The sequence below is a fragment of the Gilliamella sp. Pra-s52 genome (genome assembly GCF_009795805.1).
GTDB lineage: Bacteria > Pseudomonadota > Gammaproteobacteria > Enterobacterales > Orbaceae > Gilliamella.
The window spans coordinates 134,594-147,569 of record NZ_WTEY01000005.1 but is presented as its reverse complement, the minus strand read 5'-3'; the positions used below and the strand labels follow the sequence as shown (position 1 = coordinate 147,569).

The following is a 12,976-nucleotide window of genomic DNA, read 5'->3' as shown; positions in this document are numbered from 1 at the left end:
TTATCAATCTAGGAAGGTGACGGCAGCTTGCTTTATAGACCGTAATGATAAGCTTTGTCTAATTAGGCATCAGAAGCAAACGAGTAAGATATGTTTTCCTGAAAAAACAGTAAAATAAAAACTTTAATAAAATCAATAGCTTTCCTGAACGATTTTTATCACTGTTATGATATCTGTTTTTTAGCGTTTTGGTGTAACAAAGATTTTTTTTATAAGTGATATGGTTTTTATAAGTGACATGGCGGCGGTGCTGTTTAAAACCATTTTGTGAAATTTAGTGATTTTCTAGTATGGTTTAGTCACTCGCCGTTTAAATAAAAACATATTGTGTATTGTATTTAAATCAAGTATTCCTATTCTCAATTAAACGCAATTTGCCTAAACCCCGATACCTTTGTGGGTGAACTATTTTGGGCTATTTGTTCAATACGTCCAATGATTTTAATCAATTTGTCGCTGTAATTTGGATCAGTAGCATAATGTGCCGCTTGTAGTGCTTTAGCTGCTGTTCTGGCGTCTGGCGCATTAACTACTGCACGATAACGGGGACTATTTGTTAATAAATTAATATAATCGGTAAGCGCATGTTGTTTGCTATTATAGACCTTAAATTGGTCTTGGATTTTTACCATATTATTATTAATGTATTCTTGGGTAGTTAATCTCGTTGAGCGTCCCTGCCATGATGATGTTGCTTTAATGCCAAAATAATTGTAGCTTGATTGATTATTCTCTGTTTTTATTTGCTTTTGTCCCCAGCCTGTTTCTAAAGCCGCTTGCGCAATAATAACCTCATAAGGAATACCTGAACGTTTTGCAGCCTGCTTGGCAGGTTCAAGCCATTCGGTTACAAATTTAACAATATGTTCGTCTTTTCCATCTTTTATGGGTGTTTTTAACGATAATTCGTTGGTTGAGTTTGTTGTCTGATTTGCCTTGTGTTGGCGATAAAGCATTTGCCCTAATGCCTGAGGTGATATATTAGATGATACATCACTAAATAAAGACTGCGCTAACCGAAGATTTTGCGGGGCATTATTGGTATTTGATTGTAAATTTACTTTTGTTGATGGCGATGCATGATGACTTAATTGTTTAGTAATAATGTCAGCCAGTCCAAAGCCTTTACCTGCCGCTTGCTGTGCAATTTGCTGATCAAACATTGAAGTAAACAGTTGTGTAGCGGAATGATTAAATAAACCACTTTCTGGTACGGCTTTGCGCATTGACTGCATCATCATATTGATAAATAGCGTTTCAAACTGCTCAGCAACTTGCCTAATACTTCCTGCCGAACCATTTGCAACACTGCGTTTTAATTGATTAAGCCCAGAAAAATCATAAGCAAAATGATTTAAAGATTGACTTATTTTATTATTCATACTGTATTTTCTTTTTTTATCATGCCTAATTTATATTACTCATGAGCCATGTAATGACAAATAAGTTAAATTGTTTCTAAAGCTGCATGTAAGCAACCTGCTGTTTTTAGTGCTTCTAGTATCGACATTAATTCGGTCGGATTAGCGCCGAGCACATTGAGTGAATTAATTACATGATTTAAGTCTGCACCTGATGCTAGGTTGTGTAGTGCCCCCCCTTCTTGTTCTACACTGATTTGATTTTCAGGTGTGACAACTGTCGCGCCGCCAGCAAGTGGAGTATTGGGTTGGCTAACATTGAGTTTACGATTAATAACCACCGACAAATTACCGTGCGCCACAGCACAATTATCTAATCTAACTTTTTGGTTCATCACAACAACACCAGTTCGAGTATTGATTACAACTTTTGCCGATATAGGCGTTGCGGCTATTTCAAGGTTTTGTATTTGTGATAATAGCTTTACTTTTGCAGTATTTTCTTCTGGCATTTGCAAAGCGATTGTTGTGCCATCTAATGCGACAGCGATATTTTTTTGTAGTCTGTTAATTGCGTCCGAAATTTTTAACGCTCGGGTAAAATCAAATTCGTTAAGGTGTAAATGGATAATATTTTGTTCATTTAGGTTGATTTCTAACTCGCGTTCAATTGTTGCGCCATTAGGAATCGAAGCCCCTGCCATTTGGTTAATACTAACACTACTTCCTTTATTGCTTGCGCCCATTCCACCAACAAAAAGGTTACCTTGAGCAATAGCATAAACTTGATTATCAGCGCCTTTTAATGGCGTCATGATTAATGTGCCACCTCGTAAACTTTTGGCATTACCGAGTGAAGATACGACAACATCAATTTTTTGTCCAACTCGTGAATAAGAGGGTAATTTGGCTGTCACCATTACCGCTGCAACATTTTTCAGTTGCATATTGCTTCCTGACGGCACGGTAATACCTAGTTGAGATAACATATTAGTGATGCTTTGAATGGTAAAGGGGGTTTGTGATGTTTGATCGCCTGTTCCATCAAGCCCAACAACAATACCATAGCCAACTAAAGCGTTTTCTCTTACACCTTGAATAGTGACTAGATCACGTATACGTTCAGCATGTCCATTCGGTATGACCAATATCATCATAAAGATAACACTAAAAAAGGAACGCAGTTTTTTTATCATAATCAGACTCGTTAAAATGGGGAAAGATTTAAAAATAGACGCTGTAACCAGCCCATTGTTTGTGCTTCATCAATATAGCCATTGCCAACATATTCAATGCGAGCATCGGCAACTTGTGTTGATATAACGGTGTTATTACCACTTATGGTTCTTGGGTTAACCACCCCCGAAAAACGGATAAATTCGGTGCCTTGATTAATCGCAATCTGTTTTTCACCAATTACTTTTAAATTACCATTAATCATGACATCTTGAACGGTAACTGTGATAGTACCGCTAAATGTATTTTTGGCATTAGCGCCACCAGAACCTTTAAAGTCATTGCTTCCAGAAAGATCTGTTTCGGCTTTGCCTCGACCAACTAATCCATCTAAAAAAGTGGGGATTTTTTTTACCCCTAAATTTACTGAGCCATTACGCCCCGCATTAATAGATGAACTTTTACTGGCGCTCACGTTTTCTTGCAAAACAATTGTTAACACATCCCCTACATGACGAGGGCGACGATCTTCAAACATAGGCTGATAACCAAAGCTACTAGGTTGAGTAGCTTGGTAAATCGAACCACTGGTGTTCACAATTTCGGGCATTTGCGGCACTATGCTAGTTTCGCCTTCAACTAATGCTTTTTTAGGCAACTGTGCACAGCCAAATAAAAAGAAAGCAATTAGAATATAAAGATATCTTATTTTGTTTATCATAGACTCATGCTTATAACTGATTTAAACGCTGTAACATTTGATCAGATGCCGAAATGGCTTTACTATTAATTTCGTAAGCGCGTTGGACTTGAATCATATTAACCAGTTCTTCAGCAACGTTGACATTAGAGGTTTCTGTATAGCCCTGATATAGCAACCCTGCACCATTTAATCCTGGGGTATTTTCGGTCGATGTTCCCGAACTTTCGGTTTCTAAATACAGGTTTTCACCAATGCTTTCAAGTCCTGCATCATTCATGAATGTGTGTAACGTTAATTGACCAACTTGGACCTGTGTTGATTGATTAGCTAACGTCACATTTACTACGCCGTCACGGGCAACAGTCATTTTTGTTGCATTAGAAGGAATCGTAATGGTGGGCTGAATTTCATAGCCTGCAGCCGTAACTAATTGACCATTTTGGTTAACTTGAAACGAACCATTACGAGTATAAGCTTGTGTTCCATCCGGTAATAAAACCTGAAAAAAGCCCTGACCATTAATCGCAATATCACTGCTATTATCAGTTGCTTCTAAATTTCCTTGGCTATGTAAACGCTCTGTTGCAACAGGGCGAACACCAGTACCAATTTGTAAACCTGATGGTAACGTTGTTTGCTCTGAAGATTGAGCCCCTGGTTGGCGAACAGTTTGATATAATAAATCTTCAAATACGGCTCTTTGTCTTTTAAAACCACTGGTACTAACATTGGCCAAATTATTAGAGATAATATCCATATTCATTTGTTGTGCCGTTAAGCCGGTTTTAGCAATCCATAATGATTTGATCATTTTTCTTCCTACTTAATATATTGATAAATCTAAGTTAGCGATAAAATTTGATTCGCTTTTTGTGCATTTTCATCAGCCGTCATGATTTCTTTCATCTGCATTTCAAAATGTCGAGAATGGCTAATCAAATCAACCATTGTTGAAACAGGATTGACATTACTACCTTCTAATACCCCTGACATGAGTTTTGCTTTTGGGTTATCTTGCAATACCGCGCCACGTTGGTTGCGAGCTTCGTCAGTAAGTTGAAAAAAACCATCATCACCACGAACAACTTCATGACGTTCAAGATGCACTTTTTTGATTTTACCTGCTTGGGCAATGGTGGTTGGTTTATTACCTGCACCCAATGCAGAAAGCGTTCCATCACTGCTTATACTCACTTGCGATTGTTGTGGCACGGTTAAAACACCATTATCACCAACTAAAGGGTATCCTTGAATATTCAGTGTGCCATTTTGGTCAATTTGAATAGCACCATTACGCGTATAAGCTTCACTACCATCAGGAAGTTGTATGGCTAACCAGTGGTCTTGGGCTAAAGCAACATCTAAATTTCTGCCTGTGTAATTAAATTCACCCATTGCTGAATCAAACATTGGCGTTGTGGCTGTAACCATAGTTCGTGTCGGCATCGTTTGACTCCCAACAATAGGCACAGCTTTCATTGCTGTTAACTGAGCCCGAAACCCTGTTGTAGAGACATTGGCTAGGTTATGGCTAGTGATTGCCTGTTGATGAAGCGTTTGGCTTGCTGCCGACATTGCTGTATAAATTACACGATCCATAAATAACCTTTCAATTAGCGTAAATTAACTAACGTGTTTAGAATCTGATCCTGTGTTTTAATAGTCTGTGAATTAGATTGATAATTACGCTGAGCAACGATCATATTCACTAATTCTTGACTCATATCAACATTAGATGATTCAATCGCACCACTAGTTAGTGAACCAAATGTACCAGAACTTGCTGCGCCTAAAACTTCGGTACCAGAGTTAATTGTTGATCGCCAGTTATTGTTACCTGCTGATTCTAAGCCGTTAACATTAGCAAAATCAGCCATAGCAATTTGACCTAATAACATTGTTTGCTGATTTGAATAAACACCATAAATCGAACCATCATCATTAATACTATAACCAACTAAATCACCTGGTGCGTAACCATCAACTATTGGTGTTTTAATGCTGCCGACTTCTTTGCCCATATTTTGCTGAGAACTATTCGCTAACGATAGCGTAAAGGTATTATCCGCCGAACCATTTAAACCATTAATATTAATAGTCATTTCAGGATCACTAATTAATTTACCAGAAGAATCAAACTCCATTTGCCCAATTCGTTGTAAGGTTGCATTAGGATCGCTACTATCAAGATAGTGAACATCCCATTGATTATCGGCTGTTTTTACATAAAAAAGCTGAACATTACGTTGATTACCCAAAGAATCATAAGTAGTAATAGTTGTAGAATAATTGAACGTATCAGCATCAAGTGCGTTAACAGGTTGTTTTGTTGGCACCTTGCTATTTGAATTTAAATTAGTTTGCAAAGAAGCTTTTGTGGTAGCCGATGCATTTAACATTTCTTGCGAAATTTTTAATGGTCCTGGTGCTGCACCTTGCTGTACTTGAGGCGGAGTTCCTGTTGCAAGATACCCAGTCAGTTGTAAGCCATCAGTAGACACAATATTTCGTTCTGCATCCAATTGAAATTGCCCATTACGGGTATAGTAAATTTGACCATTACTATCGACTAAGCGAAAAAAGCCATTTCCTGAAATCGCAACATCTAAGCTGTTATTGGTCGTTGTTGCTGTGCCATCATTAAAATTTTGCATGACACTAGCGACTTTTACGCCCATTCCCACTTTTGAACCTGCATAAATATCAGCAAATGAGATGCTTGCACTTTTAAAGCCGACGGTTGCCGAATTGGCGATGTTATTGCCAATAACATCTAATTGTTTTGATGCAGCATTCATGCCGCTTACTGCTTGAGAAAACCCCATAGAACTTCATCTCCTTTAAAGAATTTGACGAACTTCGTCAATACTAATAGAACCAAGAATACCTAAATCGAGTAATACTTTATTGTTAACTTTACTGTTAATCACGCCATACACGACTGAATAAGATAACGATGTAGAGGATACTTTTTGCCCATCATTAGTGGCATTGACTGAAAAGGTATAACTCCCATCAGGTGCAATTGTTCCATCATTTAACATGCCATCCCAAGTAAAAGAGCTGACCCCAGCAGGAATCGCACCTAAATCGACTTCACGAACCACATTCCCCTTTTCATCTTGGATGGTAATAACCACTGAATCTGCATCACGCATCAATTCAAAACCAAAAGGCGTTGTGATAGTTTCTTTATCTGGTTTGGTAGTATCAAACGTATTGATACCATTAGGATCCGGGGTTGCTACTAAAATTTTATTGCCAGGTACCATAACGCCTTTACCAATCATATTGCTAGCATTAACCGATAAGCTATCGTCAATTTGCCCCGAAACCATGCCTAATGTGGTGTTAAGTCTTTCGATTCCTGCTAACGTATTAATCTGAGCAAGTTGTGAGGTTAACTGACTATTATCCATTGGGTTTGTTGGATCTTGGTTTTTCATTTGTGCAATCAATAACGTTAAGAAATTATCTTGTAACTCTTTACTAGAATTACCGTCAGACGTGTTTTTTTGCTTTGTTTGAGGACTTTTTACTCCTGAAGATTCTGAAACCAGTACATTCGATACTCCCATCAGTAACTCCTTATTATTGTCCTAATGTCAGTGTTTTTAGCATTAACGTTTTTGCTGTATTAATGACTTCAATATTTGCTTGATAACTGCGTGATGCAGAAATGGTATTAACCATTTCTGCAACTGCATCTACGTTTGGTTTTTGAATATAGCCTTTTGAGTCAGCTAAAGGGTGATTAGGTTCATAAACTAAATTCATTGGTGTTGGGTCATCAATAACCTGCGACACTTTAACCCCTGCAATACTATTATTAGGGAAACCTTGATTATCTACTTGAAAAACGACTTGCTTGGCACGGTAAGCCTTACCGGATGTACTTGTTACACTATCAGCATTGGCTAAATTACTAGCGCTAACATTCATTCGTTGGGTTTGCGCCATTAATGCTGACCCAGATATTGCAAAAATAGAAAAGCTCATCATTATTATCCTTTTTGTAATACTGACATAATATTTTTAAACTGTTCACCTAAAAACGTTAAATTGCTTTGGTAGTGAATACTATTATCAATAAAAGCAGTGCGCTCTTGATCCATTTCGACAGTATTACCATCGGCTGATGCCTGATAAGGAATTCGATAAAGCACATTTTGATTAGGCTTAATTGATACCGCTCCTCGGATATGATTATTTGAGGTTGTATTTAGGTTGAAATGATTAATATGGCTCTGGTTGTTAAGTGCCTTAGTTAACTCAGCATTAAAATCAATATCTCTAGCCTGATAGTTAGGCGTATCGCTGTTTGCGATATTTGTAGCTAATATGTTTTGTCTTTTTTCTCGTATATTTAATGCTTGCTGATGAAAATTAACAAAAGTATCTAATTTATCCAACATAAAATTGTCTCACTTTTTTTGATGGTGAGAATTTTAAGCGAATCAAAAAAAAGTCATTGAAGAAATAACGGTAAAAATTGCCCTTATTTCAAGATTCATTTAATACAATGATAAAGTAAAATCAGTTTATGAATAATTTAAAACAAGTAAATATGATTAAAATTGCAAAATTAACATTCGCTATTTTTATACTATTTAGTTCGAGTACGGTTTTAGCTAATTCACTTGATAAACAGATTAATAATTTACTATTTCAACAGATTAACCATAAAACTGATGAGATTGTAATTACTTATCTTTCATCTAAACCTAAATTGGATTGCGATACACCAATACTTTCACTATTAGATAAAAAAAAATTATGGGGCAACATAACTATTAGTGCTCAATGTGATAATAAGAAAACATTTATCCAAATGCATGTTGCTGTTGTAGGTAACTATATTGTTGCTAAACAGTCAATAAATGCGGGAGCAGTAATCAGCAAAGATCATATTCGTATACAATCAGGTCGGCTAGATAAATTACCTTCTTCGGTTATTTTAAATGAAGTTGATGTACTTAATCGTATCGCTTTGCGTCATATCAATCAGGACGAGCCAATAAAAACAACAATGCTTCAAAATAGTTGGCTAGTAAAAGCAGGACAAATAATTAAAGTGATAATTTATGGAGAAGGTTACGAAGTGTCAACAAGCGGTAAAACGCTTAGTAATGCCGTATTAAATGAGAAAATTAGAGTCAAACTAAATTCTAATAAGATTGTCGAAGGAACACTTACTCAACAAGGAGTAATCATTTTCAACAAATAATATTAATGATTTTTTTATTATTGCCGATAATAAAACTAAACACTTAAATCTTCAATTTGATTAAAGGTATTTTATGAGTATAGATGCAACAAAATCCGTTACAACCATATCAGGGCTACTTAAAAATGATGTCGTCAATGAGCAACAAAAAAATGAAACAGCATCTGTACAAGCAAAAAATTGTGTCAATGTGAGTACCAACGTAAGCATAACTCAACATTCAATGGATCTTCTACATTCAACCGATAAGGATATCGATGTAGAAAAAATTGAACAAATAAAACAAGCTATTACTAATGGTTCATGGGTTATTGATACACATAAAATTGCAGATAAGTTAATTGAACAATTATTAAAAAATATTTAAAAATAAATAAATCACAATGATAGGAATATAAAAATGCAAGAACTCAATAACACTCTTAACAAAATAACAGAAATGTTACAAATGCTTTCAGAAATCCTGCAAACAGAGCAACAAATATTAATTGAAAATAGCTTAACAACTCAGTTAAATGAAATTATTAATCAAAAAAGTCAGCTATTAATTCAATTAAAATTACTGGATGAGAACCGCATATTGTTAAGCAAACAATTTAACATTCACCCCCCTTATGAAGAAAACTCAACAATCGCAGCTCATTGGTTATCAATCACTGATACAACAGCATTATTATCAAAGATAAATCGTGATAACGGATTAATTATTCAAAACCGCATGAAAGTAACACAGCAATCAATTAATTATCTTAAAGGTATAAATAATCCAGTTGTGTATACCAAAAACGGCTACCAACAATCCGATGTCATTTCGTCAAAACGCGCTAAAGCTTAGTAGGAAATAGATATTTTTGATGGTAAAGGCGATAAATAGCACCAAAAATACCCTCTTATTCAGCCAATAACTTGTGAGTAATTAGTTCATACTGTTAGCATTGTAACTGTTAAACAAACTATAAAGTTTTATTTAATGTCATCATGGCTGACGATAGTGATCTAGATAAAAGTGAACAACCTACCGATAGCAAAATAAAAAAGGCTAGAGAAAAGGGGCAGATCCCTAGATCTCGAGAATTAACCTCTTTGTTAATATTGCTAATAGGTATTTCTTTATTTTGGGTAATGGGATCACATTTAGTTAACCAATTAATCACAATTATAAAAACTGCAATCAAGGTTTCGTATAAAACCGATGATAGGTTAATTGTCTTTAATTTAGTTAACTTATTAATCCATGGTTTTTGGGCAGTTGTACCAATTTTTTTAGGTTTAGTTATTATTGCTATATTTGCGCCACTTTGTGTTGGTGGTCTGTTATTTAGCTTGCAATCAATCAAACCTAATTTTAAAAAACTCAATCCAATATCAGGATTTGGCAGATTATTTAGTACTAAAATTTTTTCTGAATTGTTAAAGAGTGTGCTTAAAGTAATACTAATTACTATGGCTTCAACGCTGTTTTTAATGCATCATTTTTATGACATGTTATCGTTACCTAATATGTATTTAAATAATGCATTAACGAAATCAACACAGTTAATTATTCTTTGTGGGATTCTTAGTGTTATCGCTTTAATACCGATGGTGGGTTTTGATATCTTTTATCAAATTTGGAGTAATTTAAAAAAATTAAAGATGTCAAAACAAGAAATCAAGGATGAATTTAAAGAGCAAGAAGGTAATCCGCAAATCAAAGGGCGAATTCGTCAAATGCAACAAGCAATGGCAAGACGCCGAATGATGAAAGATGTGCCGAAAGCAAATGTCATTGTCACAAACCCAACCCATTATGCGGTTGCTCTGCAATATGATGAAAAAACAATGATGGCCCCAAAGTTATTGGCAAAAGGTACAGATAAAATTGCGCTACGCATTAAAGAAATTGCTAGTGAACATAACATTCCCCAATTAGAAGCACCTCCACTTGCACGAGCTTTATATCGTCACGGTGAAATAGGTGAAACGATTCCAACCGAACTATATGCTGCTGTTGCACAAATATTAGCTTGGGTATATCAATTAAAGCAGTGGCATAAATATGGTGGTGATAAACCAGCAAAACCAAATAATTTACCTATACCAGAGTCATTATCTGTAAATAAATAAAGGCACTTATACACCTTATGATTAAATCTAAACTTCTTAATTTATTATCGACCAATACATTAAAAAATGGTCATTATCAAATTTTAGCAGGTCCGCTGCTAATTTTATTGATTCTTTCAATGATGGTATTACCTCTGCCTGCATTTATTTTAGATCTGTTTTTTACGTTTAATATCGCTTTATCCATTATTATTTTAATAGTAGCGCTTTTTACTAAAAGGGTGCTTGATTTTGCTGCTTTTCCAACAGTCTTACTTTTTGCTACTTTATTACGGTTATCGTTAAATGTCGCTTCAACCCGAGTAGTGTTATTGAAAGGACATACAGGTAGTGCTGCTGCGGGGCGAGTTATTGAGGCTTTTGGACACTTTTTGGTTGGTGGTAATTTTGCTATTGGTATTGTGGTATTTATTATTCTGGTCATTATTAACTTTATGGTTATCACCAAAGGGGCAGGTAGAATAGCCGAGGTTGGTGCACGTTTTGCATTAGATGGTATGCCAGGAAAACAAATGGCAATCGATGCCGACCTTAATGCTGGTCTAATTGGTGAGGATGAGGCCAAGTTGCGCCGAGCTGAAGTGACCCAAGAAGCAGATTTTTATGGTTCAATGGATGGTGCCAGTAAATTTGTACGAGGTGATGCTATTGCAGGCTTACTTATTATGGCAATTACCATTATAGGTGGTTTATTAGTAGGTGTTATGCAACATGGTATGGCCCTTTCTGATGCAAGTAAGACCTATGTATTGCTGACTATTGGTGATGGATTAGTTGCACAAATACCATCATTAATTATTTCAACCGCAGCTGGAGTTATTGTTACTCGTGTTACATCACAAGATAACATCAGCAATCAAATGCTCAACCAACTTTTTAATAATCCTCAGGTATTAATTTTAACTGCAGTAGTAATTGGCTTACTTGGATTAATACCCGGAATGCCAAATATCGTTTTTTTACTCTTTACCACTTTTTTATCACTTATCGCTTGGTGGTTAACAAAACAGAAAAAAACAGAACCCAAGGCAACAAATAAAATCAAAGAAACACAAGCAACTGCGCCTGCTAATATTGAAGCAACATGGTCTGATGTAAATATTGAAGATATTTTAGCAATGGAAGTAGGATATGGCTTAATTCCCATGGTTGATCAAAATCAAAATGGGGAATTATTAGGAAGAATTCGTAGTTTACGCAAGAAATTCGCGCAAACACTGGGCTTTTTACCCCCACAGGTACATATAAGAGATAACCTTTCATTAGCGCCTTATCAATACAAGATATTTATAAAAGGTGGCGAAATCGGCAGTGGGGAAATTGTTAATAATAAATGGTTAGCTATAAATCCCGGTAATGTGACAGAAACCATTGAAGGTATTGCAACAACCGAACCAGCTTTTGGACTGCCTGCGGTTTGGATAGATGAAAGCAATAAGGAAAATGCGCAAATATTAGGGTATACCGTTGTTGACACTAGTACTATGATTGCTACTCACTTTAATCACTTATTACAACAGTTTGCTAGTGATTTATTGGGTCGATTGGAAACGCAAGAACTACTCGACAAAATAAAACAAGATATCCCCAAATTAGTGGAAGATTTTATTCCGGGTATTGTAACATTAACTACTTTTCATAAAATACTGCAAAACTTGATCGCAGAAAAGGTTTCAATTCGAGATATGCGAACTATCATTGAAACAATCTGCGAGCATGCACCAACCCAAAGTGACACTTATCAATTACTTAGTATGGTAAGAATCGCATTAGGTAGGGTAATTACTCAGCAATGGTTCCCCGGTACAGCACCAATCAATGTAATAGGGTTAAATATTAATTTAGAACGTTTATTATTACAAGCTCTCCAAAATACTAGCAATTTTGAACCAGGGCTTGCTGAACATATTATTGAGCAACTGCAAAAAGCGCTTAATCAACAAGAGGCAATTGGTGCACCACCAGTATTATTAGTAAACCATACATTAAGACCAATGCTTTCACAATTTTTAAGACCTAATTTTCCTCAATTAGCGGTATTGTCAAATTTAGAAATTACTGATAATCGAGAAATAAAAGTGAGTACGCAAATTGGGGCAGAATAGTTATGATAATGGTTAAAATTCAGTCCGAAAGTTTTCAAATAATTTTCTACACTGCCTACGCGGCATTGAAGTAACAGATGCTGAAATTCGCGCGGCTTATGCTTTTCTAAACTGCCTACACGGCATTGAAGAATGTAATTTTAGTGGTTGCCCTATCACCATCTTTCTAAACTGCCTACACGGCATTGAAGGAGGGGGACGGCATAGGGATAGTTACCCGAATTTTCTAAACTGCCTACACGGCATTGAAGCTGAAATGTCAGAGTTCTTAAGAGCACTTAAATTTCTAAACTGCCTA

14 protein-coding genes and 1 CRISPR repeat array (1 of these 15 only partly in view) are annotated in these 12,976 nt (G+C 35.8%); of the genes, 5 read left to right on the top strand and 9 right to left on the bottom strand.

Annotated features, from left to right (window positions below; translation table 11 throughout):
- Positions 1–359 precede the first annotated feature (359 nt).
- From flgJ to flgB, 9 genes are all read right to left on the bottom strand, one after another.
- Positions 360–1,382 carry a flagellar assembly peptidoglycan hydrolase FlgJ gene (gene flgJ, locus GQ594_RS06085; RefSeq protein ID WP_160411716.1) on the bottom strand — a complete coding sequence of 341 codons (1,023 nt, stop codon included), beginning with the start codon at positions 1,380–1,382 and terminating at the stop codon, positions 360–362.
- A 65-nt stretch (positions 1,383–1,447) separates the two neighbouring features.
- A complete protein-coding gene (locus GQ594_RS06080) occupies positions 1,448–2,557 on the bottom strand; it encodes a flagellar basal body P-ring protein FlgI (RefSeq protein ID WP_160400713.1) in 1,110 nt (369 codons plus the stop codon).
- Positions 2,558–2,568: 11 nt separating this feature from the next.
- Positions 2,569–3,258 carry a flagellar basal body L-ring protein FlgH gene (locus tag GQ594_RS06075; RefSeq protein ID WP_160411717.1) on the bottom strand — a complete coding sequence of 230 codons (690 nt, stop codon included), beginning with the start codon at positions 3,256–3,258 and terminating at the stop codon, positions 2,569–2,571.
- A gap of 10 nt (positions 3,259–3,268) precedes the next feature.
- Positions 3,269–4,051: a flagellar basal-body rod protein FlgG gene (gene flgG / locus GQ594_RS06070; protein WP_160400711.1), complete on the bottom strand. Its 783-nt coding sequence runs from the start codon at positions 4,049–4,051 to the stop codon at positions 3,269–3,271.
- A 29-nt stretch (positions 4,052–4,080) separates the two neighbouring features.
- A complete protein-coding gene (locus GQ594_RS06065; RefSeq protein ID WP_160400710.1) occupies positions 4,081–4,839 on the bottom strand; it encodes a flagellar basal body rod protein FlgF in 759 nt (252 codons plus the stop codon).
- Positions 4,840–4,853: 14 nt separating this feature from the next.
- Positions 4,854–6,065, bottom strand: coding sequence for a flagellar hook protein FlgE (flgE, locus tag GQ594_RS06060; RefSeq protein WP_160411718.1), 1,212 nt, complete (start codon positions 6,063–6,065; stop codon positions 4,854–4,856).
- 15 nt (positions 6,066–6,080) lie between these two features.
- A complete protein-coding gene (locus GQ594_RS06055; RefSeq protein ID WP_160411719.1) occupies positions 6,081–6,818 on the bottom strand; it encodes a flagellar hook assembly protein FlgD in 738 nt (245 codons plus the stop codon).
- Positions 6,819–6,831: 13 nt separating this feature from the next.
- A complete protein-coding gene (flgC, locus tag GQ594_RS06050; protein WP_160411720.1) occupies positions 6,832–7,242 on the bottom strand; it encodes a flagellar basal body rod protein FlgC in 411 nt (136 codons plus the stop codon).
- Between the two features lie 2 nt (positions 7,243–7,244).
- Entirely contained in the window at positions 7,245–7,655 is a 411-nt protein-coding gene (flgB, locus tag GQ594_RS06045) for a flagellar basal body rod protein FlgB (protein WP_160400706.1), read from the bottom strand.
- 128 nt (positions 7,656–7,783) lie between these two features.
- On the opposite strand from flgB, the gene flgA reads away from it, so the two are divergent.
- The 5 genes from flgA (at position 7,784) to flhA (ending at position 12,678) form a co-directional block, all read left to right on the top strand.
- On the top strand, positions 7,784–8,467 hold the full coding sequence (gene flgA / locus GQ594_RS06040; protein WP_160400705.1) for a flagellar basal body P-ring formation chaperone FlgA: 684 nt from the start codon (positions 7,784–7,786) through the stop codon (positions 8,465–8,467).
- A gap of 73 nt (positions 8,468–8,540) precedes the next feature.
- Positions 8,541–8,834 carry a flagellar biosynthesis anti-sigma factor FlgM gene (gene flgM, locus GQ594_RS06035; RefSeq protein ID WP_160400704.1) on the top strand — a complete coding sequence of 98 codons (294 nt, stop codon included), beginning with the start codon at positions 8,541–8,543 and terminating at the stop codon, positions 8,832–8,834.
- 33 nt (positions 8,835–8,867) lie between these two features.
- Positions 8,868–9,302 carry a flagella synthesis protein FlgN gene (locus GQ594_RS06030; RefSeq protein ID WP_160400703.1) on the top strand — a complete coding sequence of 145 codons (435 nt, stop codon included), beginning with the start codon at positions 8,868–8,870 and terminating at the stop codon, positions 9,300–9,302.
- A 143-nt stretch (positions 9,303–9,445) separates the two neighbouring features.
- The gene (flhB, locus tag GQ594_RS06025) at positions 9,446–10,573 is read left to right on the top strand and encodes a flagellar biosynthesis protein FlhB (protein ID WP_160411721.1); all 1,128 of its coding nucleotides are present in this window, start codon (positions 9,446–9,448) and stop codon (positions 10,571–10,573) included.
- Between the two features lie 17 nt (positions 10,574–10,590).
- The gene (flhA, locus tag GQ594_RS06020; protein WP_160411722.1) at positions 10,591–12,678 is read left to right on the top strand and encodes a flagellar biosynthesis protein FlhA; all 2,088 of its coding nucleotides are present in this window, start codon (positions 10,591–10,593) and stop codon (positions 12,676–12,678) included.
- Between the two features lie 43 nt (positions 12,679–12,721).
- Positions 12,722–12,976: direct repeats of the CRISPR family, unit length 28 nt; unit sequence TTTCTAAACTGCCTACACGGCATTGAAG; it runs 73 nt beyond the window's last position.

What these genes read in the sequence shown, in the direction of transcription:
- flgJ (WP_160411716.1), bottom strand. Translation starts at nt 1,382, where the DNA reads ATGAATAATAAAATAAGTCAATCTTTAAATCATTTTGCTTATGATTTT.
- flgE (WP_160411718.1), bottom strand. Translation starts at nt 6,065, where the DNA reads ATGGGGTTTTCTCAAGCAGTAAGCGGCATGAATGCTGCATCAAAACAA.
- flgA (WP_160400705.1), top strand. Translation starts at nt 7,784, where the DNA reads ATGAATAATTTAAAACAAGTAAATATGATTAAAATTGCAAAATTAACA.
- GQ594_RS06075 (WP_160411717.1), bottom strand. Translation starts at nt 3,258, where the DNA reads ATGATAAACAAAATAAGATATCTTTATATTCTAATTGCTTTCTTTTTA.
- GQ594_RS06055 (WP_160411719.1), bottom strand. Translation starts at nt 6,818, where the DNA reads ATGGGAGTATCGAATGTACTGGTTTCAGAATCTTCAGGAGTAAAAAGT.
- flhA (WP_160411722.1), top strand. Translation starts at nt 10,591, where the DNA reads ATGATTAAATCTAAACTTCTTAATTTATTATCGACCAATACATTAAAA.
- flgG (WP_160400711.1), bottom strand. Translation starts at nt 4,051, where the DNA reads ATGATCAAATCATTATGGATTGCTAAAACCGGCTTAACGGCACAACAA.
- flgB (WP_160400706.1), bottom strand. Translation starts at nt 7,655, where the DNA reads ATGTTGGATAAATTAGATACTTTTGTTAATTTTCATCAGCAAGCATTA.
- flgM (WP_160400704.1), top strand. Translation starts at nt 8,541, where the DNA reads ATGAGTATAGATGCAACAAAATCCGTTACAACCATATCAGGGCTACTT.
- GQ594_RS06030 (WP_160400703.1), top strand. Translation starts at nt 8,868, where the DNA reads ATGCAAGAACTCAATAACACTCTTAACAAAATAACAGAAATGTTACAA.
- GQ594_RS06080 (WP_160400713.1), bottom strand. Translation starts at nt 2,557, where the DNA reads ATGATAAAAAAACTGCGTTCCTTTTTTAGTGTTATCTTTATGATGATA.
- GQ594_RS06065 (WP_160400710.1), bottom strand. Translation starts at nt 4,839, where the DNA reads ATGGATCGTGTAATTTATACAGCAATGTCGGCAGCAAGCCAAACGCTT.
- flhB (WP_160411721.1), top strand. Translation starts at nt 9,446, where the DNA reads ATGGCTGACGATAGTGATCTAGATAAAAGTGAACAACCTACCGATAGC.
- flgC (WP_160411720.1), bottom strand. Translation starts at nt 7,242, where the DNA reads ATGATGAGCTTTTCTATTTTTGCAATATCTGGGTCAGCATTAATGGCG.